This window comes from Schaalia georgiae DSM 6843 (assembly GCF_000429245.1).
Lineage (GTDB): Bacteria > Actinomycetota > Actinomycetes > Actinomycetales > Actinomycetaceae > Pauljensenia > Pauljensenia georgiae.
In genome coordinates this window covers 57,485-83,356 of the sequence record NZ_AUBM01000008.1, presented here as the reverse complement: position 1 = coordinate 83,356, position 25,872 = coordinate 57,485, and the positions used below count along the sequence as shown (strand labels likewise).

The following is a 25,872-nucleotide window of genomic DNA, read 5'->3' as shown; positions in this document are numbered from 1 at the left end:
CTTATTGGCCGCCCTTCTGGACGAAGCCCTGGACGAAGGCCTCGGCGTTGGTCTCGAGCACCGAGTCGATCTGGTCGAGCAGCTCGTCCACCGACTGCGTGCGGGCCCGCACCTGGCCGGCCTGTTCCTCGCCGCCCTCGGGGGCGGGGGATCCCGCGTGGATCTGGGATTGGGACATGGTTTCCTTCCTTCTTTCAGCGTCAGGCGCCGCGGGGGTCGGCGATCGGGTACCGCAGCAGGTCCCCCTGGCCGGGGTCGAAGACCAGCGAGGTCCACGACGCCTTGACCAGGTCCGGGCGGTTCGCCACCGCCTCGCCGCGCGCACGTGCCCGAGTGTTGGGCGGTGGCTCGTCCGCGGCGGCCTCCACCTGTTCGGGGGCGAAGAGGCGCTTGACCGCGCCCGCCCGGTCGAGGCGGTGGACGAGGCCGTGGGTGGGCCGCAGGTCCGCCCACTGCAAGTCGATGGCCGCCAGGCGGGGGTCGGACCACTGAAGGCCCGCGCGCTCGCGCTGGCGGAGCAGCAGCTGGTATTTGCAGACCCATTCGACTTCCGCGGCCACTGAGAACAGGTCCGCGCGCATCCGGTCGAGTACCGACTGCCACTGCTCCAGGACCAGCCTATCGTCCCCGCCCGGCTGTGCCCCCGCCTCGTCGAAGGCGTCGAGGACGAGGTCGAGGTAGACCTGCTGGAGCTCGGCGGCCGTGTAGGACCCGCCCCCCGCGGTGGTGAGCCGGTAGTCGAGGTCCGGGTGGTGTGAGACGTTCCATGTCTCTTGGACTGGGTCGTCGAGGGCGAGCGAGTCCCACCTCAGGTCCGTGCCCTGCTCGATGGCCCACAGCACCAGGGAGGTCGTTCCCAAGCGCAGGAGCGCGGAGTAGTCGAACATGTTCGCGTCGCCCCCGATGACGTGGAGGCGGCGCCACCGCGCCGGGTCGGCGTGGGGCTCGTCGCGGGTGTTGATGATCGGCCTGTTGAAGGTGGTCTCCAGGCCCACCTCGTTCTCCACGAAGTCGGCGCGCTGGGACATCTGGAAGCCGGGCGCCTCACTGCGCTGCCCGATGCCGACGCGCCCCGCCCCGCACACGACGGGACGGGTCACCATGAAGGGCGTGAGGGCGCGCACGAGGGCGTCGAAGTCCGTGGCGCGGGGGACCTGGTAGTTCTCGTGGGCGCCGTAGGCGGCGCCCTTGCCGTCGGTGTTGTTCTTCACCAGCACGACGGGGCCCCGGCCCGAAGCCTCGACCGCCTCCATGGCGCGGCGGGCCACGGCCTCGCCAGCGCGGTCCCACAGCACGGCGTCCACGGCGCCCAGAGCCTCCGGGGCCGAGTACTCGGGGTGGGCGTGGTCCACGTAGAGGCGGGCGCCGTTGGCCAGCACCGCCGTCGTCGCAGCGGGCAGCGCCAGCTCCTCGGGGGTGGGGCGGGCGACCCGCTCGCGGCCGCCCGAGGGCGCCAGGTGGTACGGGTCGTCAGTGAGCAGGGACGGGTCGGCCGCCGCCCGTGACATGCGCATGCCCCGCAAGTCGTTGAGGGGGTCCTCCCCCGTGTAGTCCCACCGCACGGGCGGCGCCCCCCGCGCGGGTGTGCGCTCCCGCGACACCTGGGCGTAGGCGTCGACCACGGCGGCCGACAGGGCGATCGGGTTCGCCCACGGGTCGCCGGGCCGGTACACCCCGTACTCGGTCTCCGTTCCGATGACGCGCCCGCCGCTCATTCCCTCACCCCTATCGGTTTGACGCCCACGATCTCCGCCCCCAGGCCCGACGTGCGCGCCCAGTCCTGCGGGGAGGCGGTGGCCGCGAGCTCCAGGGACTCGCGCATCTCCTCGGCCAGGCCCTCCATGAGGTGGTCCATGCCCAGCCCGGGTGCGCCGCCGCCCAGCGCGTCCTTGATCGCGTGCTTCTTCGCCCGTTCGACGACCCCGGCGATCAGGGCGCCGGAGACCAGGTCGGACAGGTAGATGCGCCTCGTGCCGCCCGAGGCCAAAGTGGCGACGAACAGCGCCGTCGTCTCGTCATTGACGTAGAGGCGCTCGACGGCGGCCTCCCGCATCCTCTCGACGGCGGCCCCCACTCCCCCGTGGCGCTCGACCTCGTCGCGCCTGATCGGGACGGATGGGGTGAGGTACTTGGAGAAGATGTCGAGGGCACCGGCGCGGTCGGGCCGGTCCACGCGGATGCGCACGTCGAGGCGCCCGGGCCGCAGCACTGCCGGGTCGATCATGTCGGCGCGGTTCGACGCGCCGATGATGACGACGTTGTCCAGGGACTCCACCCCGTCCATCTCCGCCAGCAGTTGCGGCACGATCATCGTCTCGACATCGCTGGACACGCCCGTGCCCCGCGTGCGGAACAGCGCCTCCATCTCGTCGAAGAAGACCACGACCGGTGTGTCGGAGGCGGCCAGGGCGCGCGCCCTGGCGAAGATCGCGCGGATCTGGCGCTCCGTCTCGCCCACGAACTTGTTGAGCAGCTCCGGCCCCTTGATCGACAGGAAGTACGTTTGCGCCCCGTCGCGCCCGCGCGACAGGGAGTTCGCGACGGCCTTGGCGATCAGGGTCTTGCCCGAGCCGGGGGGCCCGTACAGCAGGATGCCCTTGGGCGGGCGCAGCCCGTAGTCGCCGAAGAGCTCGGGATGCGTGAAGGGCAGTTCCACGGCGTCGCGCACCTGCTGGATCTGGGCGTCGAGGCCGCCGATGTCGTCGTAGGAGGTGTCGGGCACCTCCGGGGCGAGCAGCTGCTCGACGTCCTCGCGCACGATCCGCTCCAGGGCGGTGCCCGTGCGCGTGTCTGCCACCAGGGAGTCGCCGGGGCGCAGGTTCCCGTGGCGCAGCGGGCCCGCCAGGACCAGCATCTGCTCGGCGCCGCCCTCGGAGGAGACCAGTACCCTGTCGTCGCCGACCAGTTCCAGGACGGACACGACCGTGCCCGAGCGCGGGTAGTCCGAGGCGGCCACAGCGACCATCTGGTCGTCCAGGCGCACCCGCTGCCCATAGGACAGTCCCGCGACATCGAGGCGGGGGGAGGCCGCGACCCGCATGATCCTGCCGCCCGTGAACACCTCGATCTGGCGCTCGCGGTCGTCGGCGCGCAGGAAGGTGGCCAGCGACTGGGGCGGGCGGTTCACGTCCGCCAGTTCTGCCTTGATTCGCACCAGTTCGGAGCGCGTGCGGGTCAGGGCCGCGGTGAGGCGTGCGTTCTTCTCCGTCAGGGACACGACCTGGCGCTGAAGGCGCGCGGTGTCGGCGCCGTCAGTCATCGCAGGCCCCCTCCCCGTCGTGGGATCCGCCGTCCACCCACGTGGCCGCTTGCGCGGCCAGGCCGCGGCGGACCTTGCGGACCTTCTTGTCGGAGTTCACGCGCTGTCCGACTCCCTCCGGAGTCCACCCCTCCTCCTGGTCCCAGGCGCCGCCCTTGCCCTCGGCGGCTTTCGCCGGGCGCTTGGCGCGCTCCTGCGGGAGGACCCCGGGCGCCAGGAGTCGCGCCACCACCAGGAAGCCGGTGTGGGCGACCATGCGGTGCGCGGGGCGCACCGCCAGCCCGTCCAGGTGCCACTCGCGGCGCATGTCCTCCCAGGCGACGGGGTCGGTGAAGCGCCCGGAGGCGCGCAGGTCCTCGACTAGGCGCGACATCTGCGTGACTGTGGCGACGTAGCAGGTGAGCACGCCGCCGGGGACGAGGGCGCGGGTGAGGGGGCCGATGTTCTCCCACGGGGCCAGCATGTCCAGGACCACCCGGTCCACGCTGGCCTCCTCGAGGGAGTCGAGGACATCGGCCACGTCTCCGACGCGGAGGTCCCACGCGGGGTGGCGCCTGCCGAACCACAGGTCCACGTTCGCCGCGGCGATCTGGGCGAAGTCCTCCCGCCTCTCCACGGAGACCAGGCGCCCTCCCTCGCCGACGGCGTCGAGCAGCGCCATCGACAGCGCGCCGGACCCGGCGCCCGCCTCGACCACTGTGGCGCCGGGGAACACGTCACCCATGTGGGTGATGACACCCGCGTCCTTGGGGTAGACGACGGCGGCGCCGCGCGGCATGGCCATCACGTAGTCGGCCCGCAGGGGCCGCAGGATCTGGAACTGGCGGCCCTCCTCTGTGGTGATGACCTGCCCGTCGGGGCGCCCGATGATGTCGTCGTGGTCGAATCCCCCGCGGTTCGACTGGAACCGCCCGCCCGCGACCAGGACGACCTGGTGGTAGCGGCCCTTGGGGTCGCGCACCTGGACGCGGTCGCCGTGCGCGAGCGCCCCCCTTCGGCCGGACTGGCCGAGGGGTGCCCGGGCCCCTCCCGTATTTCGTTGAGTGTCCATCGGGTGAAGTCTATCGCGCGGGGGCCGGGCCGCCATTGCGGCGCCGCACACGCGCGTGCGGCGCGGTAGCGTGTCACCCATGACGGAAGTGATCGCCCCCCGCCCCGGGCCCCGCTCGTGGGAGCCCGCCCTGTCCGCCTCGCGCGCCAAGGAGTACGAGCGGTGCCCCCTGCAGTACCGTCTCCACGTCATCGACGGGTACCGCGAGCCCGCGACGCGCGCCACGGCGATGGGCACGCTCATCCACGCCGTCCTGGAGGACCTGTACGGGTTGGAGGCCCCGGGGCGCACGGAGGAGGCCGCCCAGGAGATGGTCGGGGACCGTTTCGAGGCGCTGCTCCGCCGGGATCCCACGGTGGGCGCCCTTTTCGACGACGACGCGGACCGCCAGCGGTGGCTGGGCGAGGTCCGGGCCGTGCTCGGCCAGTACTTCGCCATCGAGGACCCGAAGTGGATCGCCCCGTGGGCGCGCGAGAAGAACGTCGAGGCGTCGACGCGGGCGGGCGTGCGCCTGCGCGGTTTCATCGACCGCATCGACCGCGCCCCCGACGGGAGGCTGCGGGTCGTCGACTACAAGACGGGGAAGGCCCCCTCTCCGCGTTTCACGGAGGAGGCGCTCTTCCAGATGCGCTTCTACGCCCTCCTGCTCATGCGCACCGCGGTCCTGCCGGCCCGTATGCAGTTGGTGTACCTCAAGTCCGGGCGGGTCCTCACCCTGGATCCCTTCCCCGGCGACATCGAGCGCTTCGAGGAGCGCGTGGAGGAGCTGTGGGGCCGCATCGAGGCGGACGTGCGCGGCGACGGCTTCGCGCCCCGCAAGAACCCCCTGTGCAACTGGTGCGGGGTGCGCTCCCTGTGCCCCCTCTTCGGCGGTCAGGCGCCGCCTATGCCCGCCGAGCACGCGCAGTGGGTGCTCGGCACCCGTCGGAGCGCCTGAGGGGCGGGGCGGCGCGGGCGCCGCGCCCGGGGCTCACGAGCGGTGCCGCACTCTCATCGGCCGGTCCCGCGCAGGGCCGTGGTGATCCGGCGCACCTCCGCCTCGTCCGTCCCATCGGCTCCGGGGGCGCGCATGTGGACCTCGCGCGCGCCCGAGGCGGCCACGACCCCAGCGACGTTGTGGGCGCGGAGGCCACCGGAGACCAGGATGATGATGTCTTCCCCCGCTCGGGCCACGAGGCGGGCCAGGGCCCTGGGCCTGGCCACCGCGGGGTCTCCCCCCGTGGTGAGCACCCGGTCGTAGCCCAGCTCCATGAGGACGTCGAGGCCGCGGTCCTGGTCCTCCACCTGGTCGAAGGCGCGGTGGAAGGTCAGGGGCGCTCCCCCCGCCTCGTCGCGCAGGCGCTCCGACGCATCGACGTTGATCCGGCCCCCCGGATCCAGGACGCCGACGACGAATCCCAGGGGGACCGGGGCTCCCCTGCCCAAGGAGGAGAGCCGGGCGATGTCGGTGGCGATGCGGTCGACTTCCTCGCGCGAGTGCGCGAAGTCTCCGGGGCGGGGCCGCACGAGCACCTGGACGCCGCCGGTGGGAGCCACCTCGAGGGCTGCGGCGACCTCGTCGAACGCGGGGGTCAGCCCCCCGCAGGACAGGTCCCGGCAGATCTCGATGCGGTCGGCCCCTCCGTCGCGGGCGCGGCGGGCGCCCAGTGGGTCCTCGACGCAGATCTCGACGGCGGTCACGGCGCCCACCTCTCGTAGCTGGTCGAGCCGGCCACCTTGGCGGCCAGGATCGCCGCGCCCCAGCGCCCACCGGATCCCCCCAGGGAGGCACGGACGATCTGGGGGGCGTCGCGGAAGGTCAGCATCGACGCGAACTCCTGGCGCAGGGGCGCCAGCAGGTGCTCTCCGGCGTGGGACAGCCCTCCGCCGATGATGATGCGCTCGACGTCGACGGTGAGGGTCATGTGGGTGAGCGAGAGGGCGAGGGCCCTCACGGCGGTCCCCCACACCTCGGTCGCCACCGGGTCGGAACCGATTCCCGCCTCGACGGCCTTCGCGCCGATGTCGTCCCCGGTGGCCTGCTCGTAGCGGCGGGCGATGCCCTTGGCGGAGGCGTAGACCTCCAGGCACCCCCGCGAACCGCAGCAGCAGGGCTCCCCGCCTGGGAACACGGGGGCGTGTCCGACCTCCCCGGCGCTGAAGGCCGCTCCGCTCCACAGGCCCTCTCCGAGCATGAGCGCCACGGAGATGCCCGTGCCGATCGGCATCATGAGGAAGGAGGAGGCTCCGCGGCCGGCCCCGAGGAGTCCCTCGGCCAGGCCGGCGGCGCGCCCGTCGTGCATGAGGGCGGCGGGCACTCCCGTGGCCTCCTCGACTGCGCGCGCCAGCCGCACCCCGCGCAACTCGAGGTTGGCGGCGTAGACGACGGTCCCGGTCGCCTCGTCCACGAGGCCGGGGCAGATCAGGCCGAAGCCGACCAGTCCCGGGTGGCTGCGGGCGAGGCGCTGGCCGATGCCCCCCACCTGGGAGGCGACGGCCTCCCGGTCCGTGGGCTCAGCGCCCTCGTCGAGGACGTCTCCGGCCTCGTCCACGATCATCCATTTGATGGATGTCCCTCCGATGTCGATGCCCGCGAAAACGAGTCCGGGCGACCCGTCGTCGTCGCTCATGGCACCACGACCTGCGCTCGCAGTTCGGGGTCGGCCATGTCCGGGTCGAAGGGGTACATCGGGCGGTCGATCTGGTCATGCCCCAGCCGAATCAGGTCCTGGTCGACGCCGCCGGGGGTCAGGGCCATGAGCCAGCCTTTTTGCGTGTTGTACAGGTCGGGCTCCAGGTATCCGATCTTGACGACCACGACGTCCGCTGTGGTGATGTCGACGCCGAGGAGGGCGAACTGGCTGAACATCGTGTACTGGTTGCGCTTCGTCGTGACGATGAGGCGCAGGCCGCCTGTGCGCAGCAGGGCCGTTCGCCCGCCTATGGGGTCGTCGGCGAGCGCCTCGACGGTGGCGTGGACGCGGATGGGGCCGGGGTCGCGGGTGTCGATGTGGCCTCCCACCTCGACATCCACCTGAGCGCCGACGCCTGCCTGCCAGGCGGTCGCCGCCGCGCCGGGGTCGATGATCGAGGCGTAGACCACATCCAGGGTCTCCTCCCGCACGGGCTTCCACGCCAGGAGGGCTGCGAGCGCGACGGTCACGTCGTCGGCTCCCCCCGCGCCCGGGTTGTCGCCGGAGTCGGAGATGAAGAAGGGCTTGGGCCCGGCCTCGGCGGCCGCCAGGCACTCCTCCATGGAGGCGACCGGGGCGACGAACTCGAAGCGCTCGCGCACCTCCCAGAAGTAGCGGCCGATGTGCTCGGCTTGTTCTTTCACGAGGGCGGCGTCGTCGCCGGTGACGACGACCGCTCCCTTGCAGCGGGGTTGGTCGGCCCAGGCGAAGCCGATCCAGATGGCGGCGTCGAGGATGCCGTCCATCGCCTCGACGGGGTCGATCATCTTGTACAGGGACTTGGCGGGCTCGATGCGGGTGGAGGTCTTCTCCCCGGGCAGCAGGACGGGCACGTGCACGAGGGCTTTGACGGGCTTGGGGGCCCCCTCCAGCAGGCGCTTGCCCAGGTTGTAGGCGGCGCGGCGGCGCGATTCGAGGGCGTCCTCGTGGGGGGCCAGGCGGTAGCAGGTGAGCAGGTCGCAGCCATCGAAGAGATCCTGGGAGACATTGCCGTGCAGGTCCATCGAGGCGCTCACCATGGGGGTGGGGCCGATGACTCCTCGGATGGCGCTGATGAGGTCGCCTTCGGCGTCGTCCATGCCCTGGACGCTCATGGCGCCGTGGATGTCGAAGAAGAACCCGTCGAGGGGGCCCGCTGCGGCCAGTCCCTGGAGGATCTCAGCCTTCCAGGCGTCGTATGCGCCGCGCTCGACGACTCCGCCGGGCAGGGCGCGGGCGTGCAGGACGGGGATCCATTCGATCTGGCGGGCCCAGTCCTCGTCGATCCAGTAGAAGCGGTCGAGCAGGTCGGCCCCACGGGTGACGATGAAGTCGTCAGCGGTGGAGGTGTAGGGGGTGAAGGTCGAGGACTCGATGTGGATGCCTGCCACGGCGACGCGGGGTCTGGTCATGGGCGATTCTCCTTCGGGAGCGTGGGTGTTGATGTTGTGAGCCCCCACAGCGCCGCGGCGCGCCCCGTCCGGGACGATTCGATCACCAGGGAGTCCATGATCGAGGGGAGGCACGATTGGTGGAGGGCCTGGCGCACTCCGGCGACGTGGGCGTCCACGGCGGAGAGCGCGCCGCCGATGATGACGGCGCGGGGGTTGAGGAAGGACACGATGTGGGCGAGGGATTCGCCCAGGAGGATGCCGGCGGAGCGTATGGCAGTGGCCACTTCGGGTATGCCGTCGCGGGCGGCGTCGAGCAGGGAGGCGTTGGAGTCGAAGGAGACTCCGGCGGCGGCCAGGTCCGCGCGTATGGCGTCGGCGGAGGCGATGGTCTCCAGGCATCCGACGTTCCCGCATTTGCAGGGCCGCGAGGCGGCGGCGGGGACGGGGATGTGGGAGACGTCGCCGGCCAGGCCGTCGGCGCCCTCCACTGGGGAGCCGTCGATGAGGAGGGCGCCCCCGATGGCGCTGCCGGCTTTGACGTAGATGAGGGGGTTGAGGTCGTCGGCCCCGGCGCCCTCCCTCCTGCGGTAGACGAGCTCGCCCATTGCCCCCGCCCGGGCGTCGTTCTCGATGGCGGCCGCCATGCCCGTCTCCTGGCGGATGAGTCCGGCGAAGTCGACGCCGTCCCAGCCGGGCATGCGCGCGGGCCTGATGACCCGTGAGCGGGGGGCGTCGACGGGGCCGGGCACGGCGACGGCGATGCGGGTGGCGGTGCGGCCGTGGGCCTCCTCCTGGCGGGTGATGGCGTCGCGCAGGGCAGTCAGGACGCGGCGCGGCCCGTCGGCGACATTGATGGGGGTGCTGGTGGGCTCGGTGATCCCGGTGTCCGGGTCGGTGAGCGCCAGGAGGGCACGGTGGGCGCCGAGTTCGATGAGGGCGCGCACTCCCCCGGCGTCGGCGGGGGCGAGCATGCGGGCGCGGCGCCCACCGGTGGACACGGACTCCTCGGTCTCGTTGATGGCGCCGGAGTCGACGAGGCGGGAGACGGCCGCGGAAATGGTGGAGGCCGCGAGTCCGGTGCGTTTGACGATGTCGGCGCGGGTGCGCGCCTGGCCCGAGCCTACGAGCGTGATGATCGCGTCCTCAACGCTTTGAGCGGCCATGGCCCCTCCTCACCTGGGTTCTTGGACCTCTTCAACATACGGCATTCACCTATGAACGCGGAACCATTATTACGCATCATCTGGAACTTGGGGCTTGTTTCGCCAAACTCGATGTTATATGACCGTAATATTCTTGATCTTTCACCATTTCTGCACGAACTGGATGCTGCATGCTCTAATATTGGACCGTCTGAGGGGTCTCCCCCTCGGAGCCACCCGATCAATGTTGATGTGGAGTAGTCATGAACCTCAGAAAGAAGCGGCTGATCAGCGGGGTCCTCGCCCTCGCGATGACCGCCGCGCTCGGCTTGACCGCCTGCGGCGGCGGGAACCGGGCCGCCACCTCGGAAACCGGGAAGAACGAAGTCACCATGGCCTCGCGCACCCCGAACTGGATCTTCCCCGTCTCCGCCAAGGGCTACACGCAGGGCGAGAACGGGAACTTCATCCAAGCGATGTACCGCCCGCTCTTCGCCTACAAGTCGACCTCCGACACCCCCTACAAGATCAACCTCCCCAAGTCCCTGGGCACCGTGCCCGAGGTGTCCGAGGACGGCCTCACCTACACCATCACCCTGCGCGAAGACGCCAAGTGGTCCGACGGCACTCCCGTTTCCACCCGCGACGTGGAGTTCTGGTGGAACCTGGTCACCAACAACAAGGACGAGTGGGCCTCCTACAAGAAGGGCTTCTTCCCAGACGGCGCCACCTTGGACATCAAGGACGAGCACACCTTCTCCATCACCACCGAGGAGAAGTTCGCCCCCGACTGGTTCGTCGACAACCAGATCAACAAGGTGGCGCTGCTGCCCCAGCACGCCTGGGACAAGGACTCGGCCGACGCCGCCGTGAGCGACATGGACCGCACGCCCGAGGGCGCGCAGAAGGTCTTCGCCTTCCTCACGGCCGAGGCCAAGAACCTGTCCACCTACGCCACCAACCCCCTGTGGCAGACCGTGAACGGCCCGTGGAAGCTCTCCACCTTCACGCCCGACCAGGGCCTGGAGATGGTCCCCAACGAGAACTACTGGGGCGAGGACAAGCCCAAGATCGACAAGCTCATCTACAAGGCGTTCACCGGTGACGACGCCGAGTTCAACACGGTGCGCTCGGGCGGCATCGACTTCGGCTACATCCCCGCCGCCCAGTACGGCCAGAAGAGCGCCGTCGAGGCCAAGGGCTACAGGGTCTTCCTGTGGCCCGGCAACTCCATCACCTACCTCGCCCTGAACTTCGCCCCCCAGGCCTCCGGCTCGAAGTTCATCAACCAGAAGTACATCCGCCAGGCCATGCAGCAGCTCATCGACCAGAAGACCCTGTCCGATAAGGTCTGGAACGGCACGGCCTCGCCCACCTGCGGGCCCGTCCCCATGTCCCCTGAGAAGGTCGGAACGATGGAGGGCTGCGCATACCAGTTCGACCCCGCGGCCGCCCAGAAGCTCCTGGAGGACCACGGCTGGAAGATCGTCCCCGACGGCACCTCCACCTGCGAGAACCCGGGCACCGGGGACAACCAGTGCGGCGAGGGCATCGAGGCCGGGGACTCCATGAACTTCAAGCTCAACTCCCAGTCCGGTTTCGCCTCGACCCACCAGATGTTCGAAGAGATCATCTCCCAGTTCCGCAAGCTCGGCATCGGCATCGACATGCAGGAGCTGCCCGACTCCGTGGGCGCCTCGCAGGTGTGCGACGACGAGACCCCCTGCACGTGGGACCTGTCGTTCTTCGGATCCCAGACCTCGTGGGGCTACCCGATCTACGCCTCCGGTGAGCGCCTCTTCGCCACCGACGCGCCCGTCAACCTGGGCCGGTACTCCTCCGCGAAGGCCGACGAGCTGATCACCGCCTCGACGAAGTCGTCCGACCCGAACGCCCTGGCCGAGTACAACGACTACCTGGCCGAGGACCTGCCGGTCCTGTGGATGCCCAACCCCTACTACCAGATCACGGCCGTCAAGAGCGGCCTCGACGTCGGGGACGTCGACGCCACGGGCGGCACCTGGCCCGAGGACTGGTCCTGGAAACAGCAGTAACCCTCCCACCACCCCGGATCACCAAGGAAGGGCGGGCCCGCCGGGGACCCACTGCCCCTGACGGGCCCGCCCAGCCCACACCTCGGAGCCCGCAATGCTGAAATACCTCCTCAAACGATTGGGCCAGGCGGTCGTCGTCGTCTTCCTGGTCACCATCGTCACCTTCGCACTCCTCCAGTCGCAGCCCGGCGGCGCAGCCCGGGCGGCGCTGGGCAAGGACGCCACCCAGGAGCAGCTCGACGCCTTCGACCACGAGAACGGCTACGACCGGCCCATCGTCGAGCAGTACATCACCTACATCGGCAAGATCGCGCACGGCGACTTCGGCTACTCGTACCAGCACAACCAGTCCGTCAAGACACTGCTGGCCGTGCGCCTGCCCCGCACGATCTTCCTCTCCCTGCTCTCCACCGTGCTCGCCCTGCTCATCGCTGTGCCCCTCGGAGTGTTCCAGGCGGTCAAGCGCAACAAGGCCCCCGACTACGTCGTCACCATCGGCTGCCTGCTGGCCTACTCGACGCCGATCTTCTTCGCGGGCCTGCTCCTCATCGTCCTCTTCTCGCAGGTGTGGCCGATCCTGCCGGGCGAGGCCCCCCAGGGCCAGGACCTCTCCGTCATGTGGCAGCAGTGGGACCACCTGGTCCTGCCCGTGTGCGCCCTGTCGATCGCCACGATCGCCGCCTACGCCCGCTACGTGCGCTCCTCCATGGTGGACAACCTCAACGAGCAGTACGTGCGGACCGCCCGCGCCAAGGGCCTGTCCGAGGTGCGCGTCGTCTTCGTCCACACGCTGCGCAACGCGCTGTTCCCCGTCATCACGATGATCGGCCTGTACATACCCGCGATGTTCTCCGGCGCCCTGGTCATCGAGACCCTCTTCAACTTCAACGGCATGGGCTACCTCTACTGGCAGGCCACTGGTCGGCGCGACTACCCGATCCTGCTGGGCGTCACACTGATCGTCGCCCTCGCCACGGTCGTCGGCGCCCTGCTGGCCGACTTCCTCTACGCCGCAGCCGACCCACGTATCCGATTGGCAGGTCGCAGCAAATGAGCGCAGTACCCGCACAAGCCCCCGCAGGGGCGATCCCCCGGCAGCGCGCGGGGCGCGCGTCCACGAAGCTCCAGGGCCTCCAAGTGTTCATGGAGAACAGACTGGCGGTCTTCGGAGTGGTCCTCCTGGCGCTGCTCGTCCTCTTCTCCTTCGTGGGCCCCATGCTGTGGCGCACCGACCAGATCCACACGGACCTGATGAACTCGGTGCTCCCCCCGTCCGCCGAGCACCCCCTGGGCACCGACAAGGTCGGCTACGACCAGCTGGGGCGCCTCATGGAGGGCGGCAAGACCTCGATCATCGTCGGCATCTTCGCCGGCACCTTCGCCACGGCCATCGGCACCGCCTACGGCGCGATCGCCGGGTTCGTGGGCGGCTGGGTCGACGCGCTCATGATGCGCATCGTGGACTCGATGATGTCAATCCCCGTCCTCTTCCTGTTCATGCTCATCGCCACGATGATCCCCCCGACGGTCCCCGTCCTCATCGCGATCATGGCGGCCCTGTCCTGGCTGGGCACGTCCCGCCTGATCCGCGGCGAGGCCCTGTCCCTGCGCACCCGCGAGTACGTGATGGCGATGCGCGGCATGGGCGGGTCGATGCCCCGCGCGATCCGCACCCACATCGTGCGCAACACGATCGGCACGGTCATCGTCAACGCCACCTTCCAGGTCGCCGACGCCATCCTCTACGTGGCCTACCTGTCGTTCCTGGGCCTGGGGGCTCCCCCGCCGGCCACGGACTGGGGCGCGATGCTCTCCAACGGCCAGTCCGACGTGTACTCGGGCAACTGGTGGCTGATCTTCCCGCCCGGCATCGCGATCATCCTGCTGGTCCTGTCGTTCAATTTCATCGGGGACGGCCTTCGCGACGCCTTCGAAGTCCGCCTGCGCAAGAGGTGACCATGTCCACTCCAACTCCGCTCCTAGAAATCAAGGACCTCCACACCGACATCGAGATCCGCTCCGGCGTGGTCCGGGCGCTGTCGGGCGTCGACCTGGTCGTCAACGCCGGGGAGACCCTGGGCGTCGTGGGCGAGTCCGGCTCCGGCAAGACCATGACGGCCCTGTCGCTGATGGGCCTGCTCCCCCAGGGCGGGCGCGTGTCCTCCGGATCGATGCTCCTGGAGGGCGAGGACCTCACCGCGATGCCCCCCGCGTCGGTGCGCAAACTGCGCGGCACGAAGGTCGGCATGATCTTCCAGGACCCGCTCACCAGCCTGAACCCGACCATGAAGATCGGGCTGCAGGTGTGCGAGCCGTTGCGCGTTCACGAGAAGATGCCGAAGAAGGAGGCACTGGCCCGCGCCGTCGAGATCCTCAAGCGCGTGGGGATGCCCCGCCCCGAGTCGGTCGTCAACTCCTACCCGCACCAGCTGTCGGGCGGCATGCGCCAGCGCGTCATGATCGCCATGGCGCTCGTGTGCCAGCCGCGCATCCTCATCGCCGACGAGCCGACCACGGCCCTGGACGTGACGACGCAGATGCAGATCCTCGACCTCATCGACGAGCTGCGCGACGAGTACCAGATGGGCGTCATCCTCATCACCCACGACCTGGGCGTGGTCGCCGGGCACACCGACCGCGTGTCCGTGATGTACGCGGGGCGCATCGTGGAGACGGCCCCCACGAAGACCCTGTTCACCGAGCCCCGCCACCGGTACACGAGCTCGCTGATGGCGGCCCTGCCCGAGCGCGCCCTGGCCGAGCGCACCAGGCTGTTCTCGATCCCCGGCGCCCCGCCCTCGTTGACGGACCTGCCGGTCGGCTGCCGTTTCGCGGCGCGCTGCCTGTGGGCCACGGACCAGTGCCGCGCGGGCTACCCCGACCTCGGCGGCGAGGGCGCTCACACCTACGCGTGCTTCCACCCCGTCCTCGACGACGACGAGTCCCCCGCGGCCCTCCAGGCCCGGCTCGACGCCGAGCGCGCGGCCGACGAGGCGGGGGCCGACTCCACTGACCAGGCCGGGCCGGGAGGCGGGGAAAGCTCCGGGAGTGGCTGCGCCTCCCCTGTCGAAGCCGACGGCGCGCAGGACCCGACCGCCCCGCCGACGGAGCCCGCGCCTCGTGGGACCCTGCTCAATGTCAAAGAGGCCTCCCGCGAGTACGAGTCGGCCGGGTCGGGCTTCTTCAAGCGCGACAAGGGCGTCGTCTCCGCCGTCGACCGCGTCTCCATCACGGTCCGCAAGGGCGAGACCTACGGCCTCGTGGGCGAGTCGGGCTGCGGCAAGTCCACCGTGGGCCGCCTCATCGCTGGCCTCGAGCCGCCCTCGGGCGGGGCCATCGAACTGGACGGGCGCGACCTGGCCACGCTGAAGGGCCGCGACGCGGTCAAGATCCACCAGGATGTCCAAATGATGTTCCAGGACTCCTACGCCGCCATGGACCCGCGTATGCGCATCGACCAGATCCTGGCCGAGCCCATGAGCATCCAGAGGACGGGCGACGCGCAGCAGATCGCCGAGCGCATCATGGAGATCCTGGAGCAGGTGGGCCTGACCGAGGAGATCCTGGACCGCTACCCGCACGAGTTCTCGGGCGGCCAGCTCCAGCGCATCGGCTTCGCCCGCTCGCTCACCCTGGCGCCCGACCTCATCGTCGCCGACGAGCCCGTGTCCGCCCTGGACGTGTCAGTCCAGGCCCAGGTCCTCAACCTCATGAAGGACCTGCAGGAGGAGCTGGGCCTGTCCTACCTGTTCATCAGCCACGACCTGGCCGTCGTGCAGTACATGGCCGACCGGATCGGCGTCATGTACCTGGGCAGGATCGTGGAGGAGGGGCCCGCCGAGGAGGTCGTGGCCAGCCCGAGGCACCCGTACACGAAGGCGCTGATCGACTCCATCCCCGTGCCCGACCCGGCCTTCGAGCACGCCGACGACGCCATCAAGCTCACGGGCGAGCCGCCCAGCGCCATCAACCCGCCCGAGGGCTGCCGCTTCCGGCCCCGCTGCCCCTTCGCCACCGACGAGTGCTTGGCGCAGCCCCCGCTGTCCGACGGCAGGCACCGCGTGGCCTGCCACCACCCGCTCTCGTGGGCGGCGGCCGGGGCAGTGGCCGAGGAGGCCCCGGTCGGCTAGCGCCCGCCGCGGCGCTCCAACAGGGGCGCCGCGGGCCGGGAGCCGGGTTGTCCGCCTTCAAAAGCAGCGGGGACGCCCGCAGATGATGCGGCCGGGCGCTGGGCTCCTTGCTTTCTCATCACTCGTTGCCGACCGTTTCCAGGCTGCTCCCCACCACTGACAGCTTACGCACACAACGGCCTGAATTACGCAACACGCCTGCGCACACAAGGGCGGAATCAAGCCGATGTGTGCGGTGCGTGTTGTCTAATTCGGTGTCCTTGTGTGCGTAGCAGGGAGGCGGACGCGCCCGGCGCGCCGCCGGACAGCGCCGCCTGCGCCCGCTCAGTCGCCCCGCGCCCGCAGGTCCTCGTCCACCAGGGCGAGCACGGCCCCGGTGACGCCCTCGATGTCCAGGCCGGTGGAGTCCACCACCCGCACTCCGGGTGCGGGCTTCATGAACTCGGTGACGGCGGAGTCCGCGCGGTCGCGCCCCTGCACCTGCTCCCGCACCGCCTCGAGGTGCTCGGGGGCGCAGTCGCCGTACAGTTCCAGGGTGCGCCTGCGCAGGCGCGCCTCCTCGTCGGCCAGCAGTAGGACCCGCACGTCGGCGTCCGGGCAGACGACGGTCGTGATGTCCCTGCCCTCGGCGATCATGCCCGACCCCTGGGCGCGCGCCTCCATCATGCGGCGGCGCTGCTCCTGCGCCATCCACGCGCGCACCCGCAGGTTCGTGGAGACGTGCCTGATGGCCAGGGCGATGCGCGGCTCGCGGATCGCGGCGGTCACCTCGGCCTCCCCCACCCACACGTGGGGGTCGTGGGGGTCCGAGTCGAGGCGCAGGCGCATCCGGTCGGCCAGGGAGGCGACGAGGTCGGCGGAGCCCTCGGCCCCGAAGTCCACGCCGGACTCCAGGGCGAACCACGTGAGCGCCCGGTACATGGCCCCCGTGTCCAGGTACCCGATGCCGGCGCGGGAGGCGACGGCTTTGGAGACCGTGGACTTGCCCGAGCCCGCGGGCCCGTCGATCGCTATTGTGATGCCGAGGCGGCCAATGGCGGCCCTGCGGGCGTCGTCGTTCATGGGTTCCTCCAGTTCCCCTTCCGATTCGCAACGGAACGCGGCTGCGCCCAGCCGGCGCGGGACTGTTGCCGCTCCGTGCGTTTCAGGGGTTTCGTGGGTATTGGTGCACCGTCCCGCGCGCGGCAGTTGGCCGGGGCCGGTCGACCGCGCGGCGGAACGCCCCCATTGTAGCGGCGGGAGAACCACTGTCGCCGTGGCGCGAGGAGCCGGGGGTTCACGCCCCTGACCGGCGGGAGCGGATGACGGCCCACTGCCGGTCGATCTCAGGAGCCGGAACGCCGAGGCGCTGCGCGTCGGTGCGTATGGACTCCAGTCCCTCGATCCACTCGTCCAGGCCGTGGCCCATGTGGCCCACCACCATCGCTTCTGTTTCGGCCTGCTGGAACATCCCTTGCAGTAGGCGCGCGACCAGGGGCTTGGGGAACGTGAACAATGGCGCTGGCCAGAGGCGCCACGTGCGGATGCCGCGGGCGCGGCACACGTCGAGGCCCTCCCGGAACGCCCCGACCATGCGGGCTATGGCCGCCCGATCCGCGGCGAACGCGCGATAGCTCCCCGCCTCGATGAGCGGCGCAGCGGTGAGGGCCTGCTGCATGCTGTGCACGGCGAGCCAGTCGGGCATATGGCGCTGGCGGCGAACGGTGAGTCCCCCTGAGGCCAACAGCGCCTCGACCGTGTTCAATGCCGCTTTCTTGTTGGCAGTGCCGGCTTCCAGGACCGTGCCTCGGGGGAAGACAGTCACCGAGATCCGGTGGCCCTGCCTGCCGCCACCGATCTGGGATGGGAAGCCGAGCAGGCGGTTCGCGCTCGACTCCGAGGAGCCGCCCAGGGCCTCGGCCAGGTTCCAGTGGTTGAGCATGAGGACGACCGGAACGCGGGTGCCGGCGCCGTCGAGCAAGGGCAGCACATCGGGCAGGCCCCCGCCCGGCACCATGACGAGGACGGCGTCGTACAGGTCCGGCGCAATACTCGTGACGAGTTTGAGGGCGACGGTGGCGGTCGTGTCCCGGTGGCCGGGACGAAGATCGTGGACGCGGAGCTCGAAGGGCTCCCCGTAGAAGTCCGCCCTGTCCCCGCGGACCAGCCATGACACGTCGTGGTGCTGCGACAGCAGCCAACCATGGGTGATCCCCATGGTTCCCGCTCCCACGACCAGTACGCGCACGCATCGATCCTACGCCGTCAGTGGTGCCCGGGGCGGACGCGGGCGGCGCCCGTCGGCGTGCGCGCTCAAGCGGGCCGGGAGGACGCGGGCGCTCGCACGGCAGATGGCCGAAGACTCAGGCGCCCCCGGAGCCCCCCGCTCAGTGCGGGATGAGGCGCCACGAGTGGGCCTCGAGCACCGCCACCGCCCGCTCCATGGAGGACGGGTCGATCATGATCCTGCCCACGCCGACCTGCTGCCCGGCGGAGTGCTCCAGGACGAAGTCCTCGATGCTGACCCCCGCCTCGCCGAGCTCTGAGAACAGGCGGCCCATCTCGCCGGGCGAGTCGGGTATGAGGACCTCCAGTTCGGCGTAGCGGCGGGGCGCCCCGCCGTGCTTGCCGGGGATGCGGGCCACTCCCCTGTTGCCCGCCTCCATGACGCGGTTGATGGCGCCCACGCTGCCCCCGCGCAGGGGCCCCAGCCTGGCCGCCGCGTCCAAGTGGGACACCAGGTCGTCGAGGTCGCGCTGGATCCCGCGCAGCACCTCGGCCACGGGGCCGGCGTTGCCCGCCAGGATCGCGGTCCACAGCCTGGGGTCGGAGGCTGCGATGCGCGCCGTGTCCCGCAGCCCCTGGCCCGCCAGCGACAGGGCCTCGGGCGGGGCGTCCCCCAAGCGGGCCGCCAGCATCGACGACACGAGTTGCGGGACGTGGGACACCAGTGCCACGGAGCGGTCGTGCATGGGCGCCGTCATCTCCATGGGGACTCCGCCCACGTCGGAGGCGAGGGCCCGCACCGCGAGCACCGCCTCGGGGCTGGATCCCTCGTGGGCGACCACCACCCAGGGCCGCCCGTAGAACAGGTCGGCGTCCGCGGCGCCCGCTCCCGAGCGCTCCCGGCCCGCCATGGGGTGCGATCCGACGTAGCGTGCCCCCGCCTCCGCCATCCCCTGGCGCCCGAGCCCGGCCAGCGCGTCGGACATGACGGCGTCCTTCACGGAGGCCACGTCGGTGACGAAGGCGCGCGGGTAGGCGCGCAGGGCGTGCACGACGCAGCGGTCCGCCACGTCCGGCGGCGTCGCGACGACCACGAGGCGGGGGCCGGCCTCCCCCTGCTCCCCCGTGTCCGCGGCCCATTCCGACAGCGGGCGGCCCGCGCCGATGTCCTGGGCGAGGCACAGCGACGTGGGCGAGGCGTCCTCCAGGAGGACCTCCACGCCCCCGGCTCGCAGGGCGAGGCCCAGTGAGGCGCCCAGCAGGCCCGATCCGATCACCAGGACGGGCCCGCGCGTCGCCATGGCGCGCGGGCCCTGGGCGGGGGCCTCCGCGCTGCTCACAGTCCGACTGCCCCGTACAGCGCCGTCAGCGCGTTGCCCTTCACGCGGCGGCTGGTCCCCGGCTGCAGGTGGTCGAGGCGGATGGGACCGAAGCCCGTGCGCACGAGTTCGCGCACCGGGAAGCCGACGGCGTCCATCATGCGGCGCACCAGGCGGTTGCGCCCCTCGTGGACGATGATCTCCACGGTCGTGATGTCGCCGTAGGTGTCGACCACGCGGAAGCCGTCGACTGCGATGGGCCCGTCCTCCAACTCGATGCCCGCCATGAGGCGGCGCCTCACGCCCGGGCGCACCTCGCCGTGCAGGCGCGCCACGTAGGTCTTGCTGATCTCGTAGGAAGGGTGCGTGAGGCGGTTGGCCAGCTCGCCGTCGTTGGTGAGCAGCAGCAGCCCGGAGGTGTCGATGTCGAGGCGCCCCACGTGGTAGAGGCGCTCGGGGTAGCCCGCGACGATGTCGGCCACGGTGGGCCTGCCCTCCGGGTCGCTCATCGTGGAGACCACGCCGACGGGCTTGTTGATGGCGAGCACCACGTGCTTCGTCTCGTCGAGGATGAGCCTCTCGCCGTCGACGTGGATGACCTGCGCCGCGGGGTCCACGCGCATGCCCTGGCCGCGCACCACCTGCCCATCGACGCTGACGCGCCCGTCGGCGATCATCTGCTCGGCGGCGCGGCGCGAGGCGACCCCCGCCTGGGCCAGCACCTTCTGCAGGCGCACGCCCCCGGCGGTGTAAAGGTCTTTTCTCATAACTGATCCTCCAGGTCGTCCAGCTCCTCAGCGGCTGGTAGGTAGGGCGCCAGGGGCACCAGGTCCTCCAACGAGCCCAAGCCCATCTTCTCAAGAAACTCGCTGGTAGTACCATACAGGCGCGCGCCGGATTCCGTTTCCCCCACTTCGGCGATCAGGCCGCGGGCCATGAGGGTACGCACGACGGCGTCGACGCCGACCCCGCGCACCCTGGAGACGCGGGCGCGAGTGATGGGCTGGCGGTAGGCGATGATCGCGAGCGTCTCCAGCGCCGCCTGGGACAGGCGGGCCTGCGTCGTGCCCACCACGAAGCGGCCCACCACGTCGGCGAAGCGCGGGGAGGAGTAGACGCGCCAGCCGCCCGCGGCCTCCCGCAGCTCGAATCCGCGCCCCTCTTCCCGGTAGGAGCGCGCCAGGGCCCGCAGCGCCCCGTCGGCCTCCTCTTCTTCCACGCCGAGCGCGTCGGCGATGTCCGAGGCGGGCACCGGTTCGGCGGCCACCATCATGACCGCTTCGATCGGCGCCCGCAGGCCGTCGCCACTGTCGGCCGCGGGGTCGGGCTCGACGCGCACCGCCGCGCCTCCGGGGCCCGGCACGCCATCCAAGGCCGGCGCTCCGCCGCCCGAAGGCACCCGGCCGTCTTCTGTTCCCCCGCCGCTGTGCGGCGCCCCGTTCCCCGTCGGCGCCTGGCTGTCCGCCTTCATTCCGTCTCCCGCCGCGGACCGCTCATCATCGTCCACCTCTGCGCCTCCTGCCATCGTCCGCTCATCGTCCGCCTCTGCGCCTCCTGCCATCGTCCTCGTCCAACGCCGCCTTCGTGGGCGGCGCCGTCTCCCCATTCGCCATCGTCACGTCTCCTGCCGCTGTCTCCCCACCCGGCACCGCTGCGCCTCCTCCCGCCGGTCCCCCTCCGGCACCGCCCTCGTAGGGGTCGTCGATGCCCGCACAGGCTTCCCGTCCCCCGGTCCACACCATCGTGAGATCTCCGAGGGGCTGGTCCTGCGCGAAGTCCACAGCACCCCGCCTGTACAGCTCCAGCAGCGCGAGGAACCGGGCGACCACCACCGCCCGCGTGGCGGCGTCGGCCACGAGGGACTCGAAGGTGGCGGCGCCCTGCGCGGACAAGCACTCGGCAACGATCCGCGCCTGTTCGGCCACGGGCACGGCGGGGTCGTGCAGGTGCGCCACCTCCACGGCGGGCTCGGTCCGTGTGAGGGCGTCGACGGCCATGCGGGCCAGTTCCCCGGGCGTGGTCGTCCACACGAGTTCGGGCAGCAGCGCGGCGAAACGGGCCTCAAGCGGGGCCGCGCGCGGCGTGTACGCCCCGAAGCGCTCCAGGCGGGCGGCCACCTGGGCGGCGGCTGTTTTGAAGGCCCTGTACTGCAACAGCCGGGAGAAGAGCAGGTCCCTGGCCTCGAGGTCCTCCGCGGCCGCGTCCGGGCCGTCGTCGAGGCGGGGCAGCAGGTGGGCGGCCTTCATGTCGAGCAGGGTCGCGGCGACCACCAGGAACTCCGTGGCCCGCGACAGGTCGGGGAAGGCGCGCATGTGGGCGATGAACTCGTCCGTCACGCGCGCCAGCGCGACCTCGGAGATGTCCAGGCGCTTGCGCGCGATGAGCTGCAGGAGCAGGTCGAATGGCCCCTCGAAGACGTCGAGGCGCACCTGGAAACGGCCTTCCCGGTCCCCCTCGGGCGCGGTGCCGTCCGCCTCAGGCGGTTCCGCCACGGGCGACCACCTCGCGGGCGAGGCGCCGGTAGGCCTCCGCCCCCGGGTGGCCCGGCGCGTAGGAGGTGATCGGCTCGGTGGCCACGGAGGCGTCGGGGAACTTGATGGTCCTGCCGATCCGGGTGGTGAACACCAGGTCGCCGAATGCCTCGTGGAGGCGCTCGAGCACCTCCCGCGCGTGCAGTGTGCGCAGGTCGACCATGGTCGCCACGATCCCATCGATCTTGAGGCGCGGGTTGATGCGGTCGCGCACGGTCTCGATGGTCTCGACCAGCAGCGCCACGCCGCGCAGCGCGAAGAACTCCGCTTCGACGGGGACGATCACGCCGTGCGCCGCGGTGAGGGCGTTGACGGCCAGGAGCCCCAGGGAGGGCTGGCAGTCGACCAGGATCACGTCGTAGTCCGCCTCGACGCGGCGCAGCACCCGCGCCAGGGCGCTCTCGCGCGCCACCTCGTTGACCAGCTGCACCTCGGCGGCGGACAGGTCGATGTTCGCGGGGATGATGTCGAGGTTCGGAGTGCGGGTGGTGCAGATGGCGGCCGACGCGTCCGCCTTCGGGTCCATGAGCAGCGTGTAGATGGTCTGGTCCATATCGAGGGTGTTGATCCCCAGGCCCACCGACGCCGCGCCCTGCGGGTCGAAGTCCACGACCAGGACCCTGCGCCCGTACTCGGCCAGGGCGGCGCCCAGGTTGATGGTCGTCGTCGTCTTGCCGACCCCGCCCTTCTGGTTGCACATTGCGATAATGCGGGCTGGTCCGTGGCCGCTGAGGGGCTCGGGCACGGGATAGTCTGGTTGGAGCTCCTGCTCGACTGGCGGCTCATACATCGTCACGCTCCGATTCTAGGCCATCGACCGGCGGATGCCCCGTTACCACGCGCTACGCACACAAGGACCGGATTTACGCAACACACCACCGCACACAAGGGCAGAATCACGCCCTTGTGCGCGACTCGTGTTGTCTAATTCGGGGCCCTTGTGTGCGTACCCGAGGAGCGCGCCCGGCGGTGGTCAGGTCCTCAGGGGGCCTGCCCCCCGCGCGCACGCGGGTGCGCCGTCCAGTAGACCTCGCGCAGCGCCGCGACCGTGATCCTCGTGTAGATCTGCGTGGTCTGCACCGAGGCGTGGCCCAGCAGCTCCTGCACGTCGCGCACCGACGCCCCGCCCTCCAGCAGGTGGGTGGCGAAGGAATGGCGCAGGGTGTGCGGGGAGACCCCGGCCTCCAGGCCCGCGGCGGAGGCGGCCCTCCGGATCGCCTCCCACGCGCTCTGCCGGCTCATGGCCGCCCCCCGCTTGTTGAGGAAGACCGCGTGCGAGCCCCGCCCCCGCGCCGCCAGTTCCGGGCGGCCGCGCACCAGGTAGGCGCCCAGGGCGTCCTTCGCGTAGGAGCCCAGGGGCACCAGGCGCTCCTTGCGGCCCTTGCCGAACAGCCTCACGACGGGCGCCTCGTCGTCCAGGTCGATGTCGTCGACGGCCAGTCCCACGGCCTCGCTGACGCGGGCGCCCGTCGCGTAGAGCAGTTCGAGCAGGGCCGCGTCCCTGAGCCCCGCCGCTCCCGGGGCGGCGCGGACGGCGTCGAGGAGACGGCCGACCTGGTCGACGCTGAGCGCCTTGGGCAGGTGGGAACCCTGTTTGGGCGCGCGCACCTCGGCTGCGGCGTCGGCGCCCACGCGCCCCTGGCGCAGCGCGTAGGCGTGCAGTCCGCGGATGGCGGCGCTGGCGCGCGCCACCGAGGCAGGGGCGGCCGGGGCGCCCGTGAGCCCGCCCGACGCCAGTGACGCCAGGTGGGCCTCGATGTCCGCGGAGCGCACCCCGGCGATGTCCGTGATCCCCCTGGCCCCCAGGTCGTGGGCGTAGCGGCGGATGTCGCGCCGGTAGTTCGACACCGTGTGCGCCGAGGCGCCGCGCTCGACCCTCAGGTGGTCGAGCCAGTCGGAGGCGGTGTCCTCGATGGTGTCCACGGCCCCAGCGTATCCGCAAAAGCGCACTACTGCCCGGACCGATATGCGCCAGCGCACATAACCGCTAAACTGTGAGGCGGAAAACCCTACCCGCCCCGACGATGGGGCCTATACGGCTGGAGGCCGACGTGACATTGAATTGGGACCACATCGACGACCGCGCGGTGACGACGGCGAAGCTCCTCGCGGCGGACGCGGTCGAGCAGGCGGGCTCCGGCCACCCCGGGGCCGCGATCTCGCTGGCGCCGGCCGCCTACGTGCTCTACCACAAGCAGATGCGCTTCGATCCCTCCGATCCCCGCTGGCTCGGGCGGGACCGCTTCATCCTGTCGGCCGGGCACTCCTCGCTCACCCAGTACGTCCAGCTCTACCTGGCCGGGGCCGGCCTGGAGCTGGACGACATCAAGGCGCTGCGCACCGCCGGGTCGCTCACGCCCGCCCACCCGGAGTTCGGGCACACCAAGGGCGTGGAGATCACCACCGGCCCGCTGGGCTCGGGCCTGGCCTCCGCTGTCGGCTTCGCCATGAACTCCCGCCGCGTCCACGGCCTCCTCGACCCCGCCACCCCCCTGGGCGAGTCCGTGTTCGACCACGACGTGTACGTCATCGCCGGCGACGGCTGCCTGCAGGAGGGCGTGTCCGCCGAGGCCTCCTCCCTGGCCGGCACCCAGAAGCTCGGCAACCTCACCGTCTTGTGGGACGACAACCACATCTCCATCGAGGACAACACCTCCATCGCCTTCTCCGAGGACGTCCTGGCGCGCTACGAGGCCTACGGCTGGCACGTGCAGCGCGTGGAGTGGCTGAGCGCGGACGGCTCCTACTGCGAGGACGTGGAGGCCCTGTCCGCCGCCATCGACGCCGCCAGGGCCGTCACCGACAAGCCGTCGATCATCGCGGTGCGCACCATCATCGGCTGGCCCACCCCCGGCAAGCAGAACACCGGCGGCATCCACGGATCCAAGCTGGGCGCCGAGGCCCTGTCCGGCCTGAAGGAGGCCCTGGGGGCCGACCCGGACGCCATGTTCGCCGTCGACGACGAGGCAGTCGCCGCCGTGCGGGCCCGCGCGGCCGAGCGCGCCGCCGCCTTCCGCCGCGACTGGGACGAGCGCTTCGAGGCGTGGAGGGCGGCCAACCCCGACGGCGCCGCCCTGCTGGACCGCCTTCAGGCGGGGGAGCTGCCCGAGGGCTGGGAGGCCGCGCTGCCGGTCTTCGAGGAGGGCAAGGCCGTGGCCACGCGCTCCGCGTCCGGCCAGGTGCTCTGCGCCATCGCCTCGGCGCTGCCCGAGCTGTGGGGGGGCTCGGCCGACCTGGCGGGCTCGAACAACACCCTCATGAAGGGCGAACCGTCCTTCCTGCCCGAATCCGCCTCGTCGAAGGCGTTCAGCGGCAACGAGTTCGGGCGCAACCTGCACTTCGGCGTCCGCGAGTTCGCGATGGGATGCATTATGAACGGCATCGCCGCGGACGGCATCAACCGGCCCTACGGCGGCACGTTCTTCGTGTTCTCCGATTACATGCGCGGCGCCGTGCGCCTGGCCGCCCTGATGGATCTGCCCGTCACCTACGTGTGGACCCACGACTCCATCGGCGTGGGCGAGGACGGCCCCACCCACCAGCCGATCGAGCACCTCGCCGCCTACCGCGCCATCCCGAACCTGGCGGTCGTGCGCCCCGCCGACGCCGCGGAGACGGCCGCCGCGTGGAAGGCCGTGCTCGAGCAGTCCCACCCGGCGGCCATGGTCCTGTCCCGCCAGAACCTGCCCAACCCCCGCCGCGGCGAGGGCGCCCTGGCCCCGGCCGACGCCCTGGCGCGCGGCGCCTACGTGCTGGCCGACACCGAGGGGACTCCCGACGTGATCCTCCTGGCCTCGGGCTCCGAGGTGTCCGTCGCCCTGGAGGCGCGCGGCCTCCTGGCCGCCGAGGGCGTCGCCGCCCGCGTCGTGTCGGTGCCCTGCCTGGACTGGTTCGAGGCCCAGGACGAGGAGTACCAGCGCTCCGTCCTGCCCCCCGCCGTGAGGGCCCGTGTCTCCGTCGAGGCCGGGATCGCGCTGCCCTGGTACCGCTGGCTGGGCGACGCTGGTGTGCCCGTTTCCCTCGAGCACTTCGGTGCGTCCGCCAGTGGCGCGCTCCTGTTCAAGGAGTACGGTATTGATGCGGACCACGTGGCGGCCGCGGCCAGGAAGTCCCTGGAGCGCGCCCGCGCGTAGCGC

The 25,872-nt window shown here is 71.2% G+C and carries 22 protein-coding genes; 6 read left to right on the top strand and 16 right to left on the bottom strand.

All coding sequences use genetic code 11. The features are described from left to right. Position 1 precedes the first annotated feature (1 nt). The 4 genes from G447_RS0103845 to G447_RS11040 are packed head-to-tail and all read right to left on the bottom strand — an operon-like array spanning position 2 to position 4,310. Positions 2 to 178 carry a ubiquitin-like protein Pup gene (locus tag G447_RS0103845; RefSeq protein WP_005868634.1) on the bottom strand — a complete coding sequence of 59 codons (177 nt, stop codon included), beginning with the start codon at positions 176 to 178 and terminating at the stop codon, positions 2 to 4. Between the two features lie 22 nt (positions 179 to 200). Then, complete coding sequence (gene dop, locus G447_RS0103840; RefSeq protein ID WP_026430116.1) at positions 201 to 1,715, bottom strand: depupylase/deamidase Dop; 1,515 nt, start codon at positions 1,713 to 1,715, stop codon at positions 201 to 203. Next, positions 1,712 to 3,259 carry a proteasome ATPase gene (arc, locus tag G447_RS0103835; protein WP_005868591.1) on the bottom strand — a complete coding sequence of 516 codons (1,548 nt, stop codon included), beginning with the start codon at positions 3,257 to 3,259 and terminating at the stop codon, positions 1,712 to 1,714. The genes dop and arc overlap by 4 nt, the downstream gene beginning before the upstream one ends. Then, the gene (locus G447_RS11040) at positions 3,252 to 4,310 is read right to left on the bottom strand and encodes a tRNA (adenine-N1)-methyltransferase (protein WP_034476304.1); all 1,059 of its coding nucleotides are present in this window, start codon (positions 4,308 to 4,310) and stop codon (positions 3,252 to 3,254) included. Before G447_RS11040 ends, arc begins: the two co-directional genes overlap by 8 nt. Before the next feature lie 79 nt (positions 4,311 to 4,389). On the opposite strand from G447_RS11040, the gene G447_RS0103825 reads away from it, so the two are divergent. Then, entirely contained in the window at positions 4,390 to 5,247 is an 858-nt protein-coding gene (locus tag G447_RS0103825; protein ID WP_026430115.1) for a RecB family exonuclease, read from the top strand. A 53-nt stretch (positions 5,248 to 5,300) separates the two neighbouring features. Here the strand turns inward: G447_RS0103825 and G447_RS0103820 are convergent, their stop codons facing one another. The 4 genes from G447_RS0103820 to G447_RS0103805 are packed head-to-tail and all read right to left on the bottom strand — an operon-like array spanning position 5,301 to position 9,518. After that, positions 5,301 to 5,990: a copper homeostasis protein CutC gene (locus G447_RS0103820; RefSeq protein WP_026430114.1), complete on the bottom strand. Its 690-nt coding sequence runs from the start codon at positions 5,988 to 5,990 to the stop codon at positions 5,301 to 5,303. Next, on the bottom strand, positions 5,987 to 6,919 hold the full coding sequence (locus G447_RS0103815) for an ROK family protein (RefSeq protein ID WP_026430113.1): 933 nt from the start codon (positions 6,917 to 6,919) through the stop codon (positions 5,987 to 5,989). Before G447_RS0103815 ends, G447_RS0103820 begins: the two co-directional genes overlap by 4 nt. Beyond that, positions 6,916 to 8,373 (bottom strand): M81 family metallopeptidase, encoded by a 1,458-nt coding sequence (locus G447_RS0103810; protein WP_026430112.1) that lies wholly within the window; start codon positions 8,371 to 8,373, stop codon positions 6,916 to 6,918. Before G447_RS0103810 ends, G447_RS0103815 begins: the two co-directional genes overlap by 4 nt. Next, the gene (locus G447_RS0103805) at positions 8,370 to 9,518 is read right to left on the bottom strand and encodes an ROK family transcriptional regulator (RefSeq protein WP_026430111.1); all 1,149 of its coding nucleotides are present in this window, start codon (positions 9,516 to 9,518) and stop codon (positions 8,370 to 8,372) included. The genes G447_RS0103810 and G447_RS0103805 overlap by 4 nt, the downstream gene beginning before the upstream one ends. A gap of 242 nt (positions 9,519 to 9,760) precedes the next feature. Here G447_RS0103805 and G447_RS0103800 point away from each other — a divergent pair, with 242 nt between their 5' ends. From G447_RS0103800 to G447_RS0103785, 4 genes are all read left to right on the top strand, one after another. Beyond that, on the top strand, positions 9,761 to 11,551 hold the full coding sequence (locus G447_RS0103800) for a peptide ABC transporter substrate-binding protein (RefSeq protein ID WP_034476300.1): 1,791 nt from the start codon (positions 9,761 to 9,763) through the stop codon (positions 11,549 to 11,551). 94 nt (positions 11,552 to 11,645) lie between these two features. After that, complete coding sequence (locus tag G447_RS0103795) at positions 11,646 to 12,605, top strand: ABC transporter permease (RefSeq protein WP_026430109.1); 960 nt, start codon at positions 11,646 to 11,648, stop codon at positions 12,603 to 12,605. Then, a complete protein-coding gene (locus G447_RS0103790) occupies positions 12,602 to 13,507 on the top strand; it encodes an ABC transporter permease (RefSeq protein WP_026430108.1) in 906 nt (301 codons plus the stop codon). The genes G447_RS0103795 and G447_RS0103790 overlap by 4 nt, the downstream gene beginning before the upstream one ends. Positions 13,508 to 13,509: 2 nt before the next feature. Next, a complete protein-coding gene (locus G447_RS0103785; protein WP_026430107.1) occupies positions 13,510 to 15,681 on the top strand; it encodes an ABC transporter ATP-binding protein in 2,172 nt (723 codons plus the stop codon). A 324-nt stretch (positions 15,682 to 16,005) separates the two neighbouring features. Here G447_RS0103785 and cmk read toward each other — a convergent pair whose 3' ends face one another. The 8 genes from cmk to G447_RS0103745 all read right to left on the bottom strand — a co-directional run bounded on the left by cmk (position 16,006) and on the right by G447_RS0103745 (position 23,659). Next, positions 16,006 to 16,743, bottom strand: a complete 738-nt coding sequence (gene cmk / locus G447_RS0103780) for a (d)CMP kinase (protein ID WP_026430106.1) — start codon at positions 16,741 to 16,743, stop codon at positions 16,006 to 16,008. A 214-nt stretch (positions 16,744 to 16,957) separates the two neighbouring features. Beyond that, complete coding sequence (locus G447_RS0103775) at positions 16,958 to 17,908, bottom strand: ketopantoate reductase family protein (RefSeq protein ID WP_026430105.1); 951 nt, start codon at positions 17,906 to 17,908, stop codon at positions 16,958 to 16,960. A gap of 139 nt (positions 17,909 to 18,047) precedes the next feature. Beyond that, the gene (locus G447_RS0103770) at positions 18,048 to 19,187 is read right to left on the bottom strand and encodes a prephenate dehydrogenase (protein WP_051226245.1); all 1,140 of its coding nucleotides are present in this window, start codon (positions 19,185 to 19,187) and stop codon (positions 18,048 to 18,050) included. Positions 19,188 to 19,222: 35 nt separating this feature from the next. Beyond that, on the bottom strand, positions 19,223 to 19,972 hold the full coding sequence (locus tag G447_RS0103765) for a pseudouridine synthase (protein ID WP_005868600.1): 750 nt from the start codon (positions 19,970 to 19,972) through the stop codon (positions 19,223 to 19,225). Continuing rightward, the gene (gene scpB / locus G447_RS0103760) at positions 19,969 to 20,544 is read right to left on the bottom strand and encodes an SMC-Scp complex subunit ScpB (protein WP_279378444.1); all 576 of its coding nucleotides are present in this window, start codon (positions 20,542 to 20,544) and stop codon (positions 19,969 to 19,971) included. The genes G447_RS0103765 and scpB overlap by 4 nt, the downstream gene beginning before the upstream one ends. Before the next feature lie 193 nt (positions 20,545 to 20,737). Continuing rightward, positions 20,738 to 21,697 carry a segregation and condensation protein A gene (locus G447_RS0103755; protein WP_005868564.1) on the bottom strand — a complete coding sequence of 320 codons (960 nt, stop codon included), beginning with the start codon at positions 21,695 to 21,697 and terminating at the stop codon, positions 20,738 to 20,740. Further along, positions 21,681 to 22,526 carry a ParA family protein gene (locus G447_RS0103750; RefSeq protein ID WP_026430102.1) on the bottom strand — a complete coding sequence of 282 codons (846 nt, stop codon included), beginning with the start codon at positions 22,524 to 22,526 and terminating at the stop codon, positions 21,681 to 21,683. Before G447_RS0103750 ends, G447_RS0103755 begins: the two co-directional genes overlap by 17 nt. 191 nt (positions 22,527 to 22,717) lie before the next feature. After that, a complete protein-coding gene (locus tag G447_RS0103745) occupies positions 22,718 to 23,659 on the bottom strand; it encodes a site-specific tyrosine recombinase XerD (protein ID WP_026430101.1) in 942 nt (313 codons plus the stop codon). Between the two features lie 128 nt (positions 23,660 to 23,787). Here G447_RS0103745 and tkt point away from each other — a divergent pair, with 128 nt between their 5' ends. Continuing rightward, positions 23,788 to 25,869, top strand: a complete 2,082-nt coding sequence (tkt, locus tag G447_RS0103740; RefSeq protein ID WP_026430100.1) for a transketolase — start codon at positions 23,788 to 23,790, stop codon at positions 25,867 to 25,869. The last annotated feature ends 3 nt before the right edge of the window (positions 25,870 to 25,872 follow it).